At 34.4% G+C, this 1,685-nt stretch carries 3 protein-coding genes; all 3 read left to right on the forward strand.

Translation table 11 applies throughout. From position 1 onward, the window contains the following. Positions 1–77: 77 nt before the first annotated feature. Positions 78–857 (forward strand): hypothetical protein, encoded by a 780-nt coding sequence (locus HG1285_RS02585; RefSeq protein WP_008289093.1) that lies wholly within the window; start codon positions 78–80, stop codon positions 855–857. A gap of 28 nt (positions 858–885) precedes the next feature. Further along, entirely contained in the window at positions 886–1,131 is a 246-nt protein-coding gene (locus HG1285_RS02580) for a hypothetical protein (RefSeq protein ID WP_232219532.1), read from the forward strand. A gap of 11 nt (positions 1,132–1,142) precedes the next feature. Continuing rightward, positions 1,143–1,685, forward strand: a 543-nt coding sequence (locus HG1285_RS02575) for a MotA/TolQ/ExbB proton channel family protein (RefSeq protein ID WP_008289096.1), incomplete at its 3' end; no start/stop codon positions are given.

The following is a 1,685-nucleotide window of genomic DNA, read 5'->3' on the forward strand; positions in this document are numbered from 1 at the left end:
ATAAAGGAAGTTGTTGAGAAAATTCAGGAAATTACGAAATAGTTAAAAACCTATTTCTTACCAGTCTGGAGTAAAATGTGGATGAAAGGGTAAATATTGTTGTTGATGCATTTAGAACAACAATAGAGCATGTTAATCTGATAGCAGTTTTTATAGTAGTCCTTATTTTTGTTTTAATTGCTTTTTTTCTGTTTTTCTGGGAGAAATTTGAGGAGTTTATCTCCCAGAGATATATGAAAAGATTATTTTTTAGAAATGGAGAAGCTTATGGTTTAACAAGACGAGAGCTGGAAATTCTCTGGGAATACTCCCATAAAACCCATAAGGACCCATTTCTTGTTCTTGAATATAAAGCACCATTTGAAAAGGTAGTTCAGGCATACATAGAAGACAATCCTGATTTTGATGAAAAACTTATAAAAAATATGCGTAAAAAATTAGGATTTGACAAAATACCGCCATTCATGCCTCTTATATCAACCAAAGATATAGACCTTTTCCAGACTGGAAACTTTATGTATCAAAATAGAACCTATCCCGTTGCCCTTTATGATAAGGATGAAAAATATATGTATTGGTATCTTATAGACCAGAAACCTCCTTTTCCTTTTAAAGAAGGAGATAATGTGAAAATAAAATTTATAAGGGAAGATGATGCAATATATCTAATTGATGGTAATATTGAGGAAATCTTTGAAGAAGATGGAAAATACATAATAAAAATCCCCCATACATTTAAATTCCTTCAGATTCAAAGGAGAAAAGATTTCCGGGTCAAAAAAGAAATTCCTTTAATTTTAGAGACTTACGACATTAACGGAAATAAGGTAAAAAAGAGTTCAAACAACCGATATTAGTATTGACGGAGTAGGTTTTTGTATTCCAATAAAAGAAGCACGGAATTTGAAAATGAATATTGGGGCAGAGATAAATCTTGTGCTTGAGTTTGAAGATGCCCAAATACCTGTTCAGGCAGTTATTAAAAATATAAGGGAAATGGGCAAGAACATATGTTACGGGGCAGAATTCAAAGACCTTAAGGGTGAAAATAAAAACTTTATTATAAAATTCGTTCAGGCCGAGCAACAGAAATTACTTAAGGAATACAAAAGACTTAAACTATTTGAATAGAGAGGATAACCTTGGACATAGCCACGGTCATTGGTATTGTTGGTGCGACGCTTCTACTGGTAATCTCAATAGCCTTAGGTGGTAGTCCCCTTGCTTTCGTAAATATACCTTCATTACTTATAGTTGTAGGTGGAGGACTTGCAGCATCCCTTGCATCCTATCCCCTTAAAGAAATGATAAACGGCCTCAAAGCTGTTCTAAAAGCCTTTAAACCCGGTCTTCCTGACCCTGTTGAGCATATAGATTTTCTGGTTGATGTGGTTAACAAAGCAAGGAAAAATGGAATTCTGGCACTGGAATCAGATATTGATAATTTCTATGAAAAAGACCCATTTTTTGGGGATTTAATGAGAATGCTTATAGATGGTCAGGATATTGAAGAAATCAAAAGTAATGCAGATACAGCCCTTATGAAAATAGACCAGGATTTATCTACAGAAGTTGCTATCTGGGAGGCTTTAGGAGAATTATTCCCTGCTTTCGGTATGATAGGAACATTGATTGGTCTTATCCAGATGTTACAAAACTTGAACGACCCATCTGCATTAGGCCCC

It is taken from the genome of Hydrogenivirga sp. 128-5-R1-1, assembly GCF_000171895.1.